We start from the raw sequence: 3148 nt of genomic DNA on the forward strand, positions 1-3148 counted from the left end.
CTGATGCGTTACCAGCATGGTAGCCATCTACTATCTATCGGTTTAAGTTTGTATTAACTTTTCCATTACTTTTATTGGAATATTTCCTGATGCGTTACCAGCATGGTAGCCATCTAAAGTATCAGCATCTGAAATTTTCTTCCAGTTATTGCTATCAGATATTGTTGGGTCATCGCCAACTACATCAGTCCCCATACATCTATATATATCACCATCACTACCTATAACAGCATCAGGGTAATTATAAGTAGTATTAGGATCATAAACAGTTGCATTTGCATTGATAGCAGCTAAATCTCTAGCTTTTTCAGCTTGTGTTTTATATAATTCAGCTTTTTTACTCCAATGATATGCAGAGTAGCCAGTATGTATGCCATCATTTATTTGTGTATCCTCATTCTCATTTGCCCATTTATAAGCAATATCTCTAGCAGTTTCAGTATCAATTTTGTTTTGGTTTATTTCAGATTGAGTTGTGTTTACTTCTGAAGCCCACTGATTTAATTGATCATCCAATGTTCCTAACCAACTAACAAAAGCATCCGCCAAATCTGCAAATGTATCTGGATTAGAACGTTGTGGAGCTGGTGGTGCTGATGTTATTATTGTATTTATAGTCATAAAAACCCCCCTATATTAGCCCTTCTATTTCTAGAGTGCACTGACTATAACTAGGTCCTGGTATATTAATATAAAAATTGTTAAAAAAACCATAAACTATTAAACTGTTAAAATCATATTTTTGTAAACTAGAGTTATTTATATTATATATAGCTGGAACACTTCTCAATTCTGCTAAACTTTTGTAAACATAATCTATGTTATCATTACTAATCCATGCATCACAATCAACTTTTTTTGCATAATTACCTTGTTTTAGATAAGTATTGCCGAACTCATCTGTTATTTTTTTAGAATAGTCTATTATTGATATAGAAACACCATATTGTGTAAGCCCTATTTGACTGGATTTACCAAATCTCATTATACCACATTTAGCAGTTCCTCCAGGCTTATTAAGAACCAATCTAAGTTGGCTTGTATTATACATAACCATGTTATCTTTGTACATGTTTGTTCTTAATTTGATCCAACCATAAAAATAGTCATACCAATTATAAATAGGATGACTCAGACTAATTCTTCCATTATCAACTAATGTTTCAGAATCAGTCCAATTTCCATTGTACAAATACCAATCTACAGATAAACAATCTACATTAAGTAAAGCGAAACTATCACATTGACTAAAATCAACTACAACCTCTATAGTATCTGCATTTTCAGTCTGTGTGTTTACGTAATTATCAAACATTTTCCATCTATTAGTAGCACTAACTAACAACCATTTATCCAAATTATCAGGTGGATAGTTCCCAGTATTAGAAACAGTTAAACTTTCGTAAATCTCATGTGGGGTTCTTTCAGTAGTGCCATCACTTTCATAAGATACAATAACTCTATCACCAATGCTATATGTAGTTGTGCTACTCCATTCATTATATTCTGTTTCAGGTATATTAGAATATATTAAATTTATATCTTTTAATTTTATTACTTTCATTTTTTCTCTATTTTATTGGCTTGTGGTTACTACACCGTTTACATCCCATTTTGTTATTATACTATAAGTTTTTTTACTTGTTTTTACCTGTTCACCACTTGCACTTAAAATATATCTTAGTATTTCTCTAATATCTGAAAGTTCTTTTTTTATGCCTTCTAAATTATTATCAGGCACTATGTGTTCTTTACCATGAAACTCAACAAAAGTTGTGTAGCCAGATTCAGGACCTTCAACAGTTCCTCCATATTTAAATCTGTATATTTCAGCTTCATTCATGCGAGCCATAATAGTTGCTATAAATTTTCTGTATTCATATTCACTTGTGAAGTGTGATTTACCAGAAGTTATTGAACTTGATAGCAAGCTGCTAATTGTATTGACTAGTTCACTGCCTTTTTCAACACTAGCATTAGTCAATTGTTCTATGTTAGAAAATAATTGAGTTCTATAATACAAAAATGTTTTTTCAGGGCTGTATGTACTTATTAAATTAGATTTAGCCTCATTATATAAATTTATGATATTATCATTAAGAGTTGCCCATAAATCTATATTTTTTTCTGTTTCTAAACCTAATTGATTTAATATTTGCTTTAATTCATTCCATTTATTTAAATTTTTATCTAGTATGTCATTAACAATATTAATAGCATCATATAATGCATTTAATGATACACTCCCATTCCAAAAACCAGACCATAAATTTTCTAAATCAGTATTGTAATTTAAGAGTAAACTTGATGTAATTTGTTCAGAAATACCATTTATAAATACTTGATATAACTGATTTACAAATTGTTGTTTAAAATTTGTTATTATGGTTGATTTAAATGTATTCCAATCAACAGAAAAATCTATGTTTGTTAATGTATTAGCTGTTATTGTAGAAATATAGAATACTCTGCTTTGTAAGGTTTCAAAAGCAGATACTAAATCAGCACCAGTTTTATCCATTACATTTTGAATTTGTTCAACAAAATCTGGAACTTGGTTGGTCAAATTCACAAAAGATGCAAAAATTTGGGAATAACTATATCCATAATTTTTAAGCTTATCTAAATCCGATTGTGATATGTTAAAAATAAATTGTTTTGCAGTATCATTTAAGTCTTTAAAAGTTCCAAGAACACTTCCTATGTTGGTTAGTGCTTGGCCTATTTCTTCATTTTTATCAAAAAATTTAAGTATCCTTCCATCAATAGCTGCCAGTGCAGTAGCATATCTTTGATATAGAAGATTTTCTAATATTGTTTTTAGCTTTTCTTTTTTATCAGTTCGCCATACCCCAGAAAATTGTTGTCCTGTTACAGCCTGTCTCGCAGCTTGTAAATATTCATCTGTTAGTTGAGCTGTTAGTGTATCATCTAGTTGTTTTATTGTAGTTAAGAGTTGTTGTTCAAATTGTTTCCTTTTTGCTGTGTCAAATCCTATATCATTTTGCCTACCTTTTACAGGCATATATGTTGTGCCTAACTTACTTGTTACTGCATAATCCACTCCAGTTACAGGTACTATATTTGTATGTAAATAAAACCAAGATTTATCACGGCGACGATCACCGAACAAACTACCAAGCAAACC

Annotated in this window: 3 protein-coding genes; all 3 read right to left on the reverse strand. The window is 30.3% G+C overall.

Features of this window, described 5'->3' with window-relative positions; genetic code table 11:
• Positions 1–42 precede the first annotated feature (42 nt).
• Positions 43–621, reverse strand: coding sequence for a hypothetical protein (locus tag M663_RS0114255; protein WP_029689422.1), 579 nt, complete (start codon positions 619–621; stop codon positions 43–45).
• Between the two features lie 10 nt (positions 622–631).
• Positions 632–1564 carry a hypothetical protein gene (locus M663_RS0114260; protein WP_029689423.1) on the reverse strand — a complete coding sequence of 311 codons (933 nt, stop codon included), beginning with the start codon at positions 1562–1564 and terminating at the stop codon, positions 632–634.
• A gap of 12 nt (positions 1565–1576) precedes the next feature.
• Positions 1577–3148, reverse strand: a 1572-nt coding sequence (locus M663_RS14960; RefSeq protein ID WP_273702769.1) for a hypothetical protein, incomplete at its 5' end; no start/stop codon positions are given.

Source organism: Thermoanaerobacter sp. A7A (assembly GCF_000445185.1).
Classification (GTDB): domain Bacteria; phylum Bacillota; class Thermoanaerobacteria; order Thermoanaerobacterales; family Thermoanaerobacteraceae; genus Thermoanaerobacter.

Bases quoted from the DNA above. Each gene is read 5' to 3' on its own strand.
- M663_RS0114255 (WP_029689422.1), bottom strand. From the start codon at position 621: ATGACTATAAATACAATAATAACATCAGCACCACCAGCTCCACAACGT.
- M663_RS0114260 (WP_029689423.1), bottom strand. From the start codon at position 1,564: ATGAAAGTAATAAAATTAAAAGATATAAATTTAATATATTCTAATATA.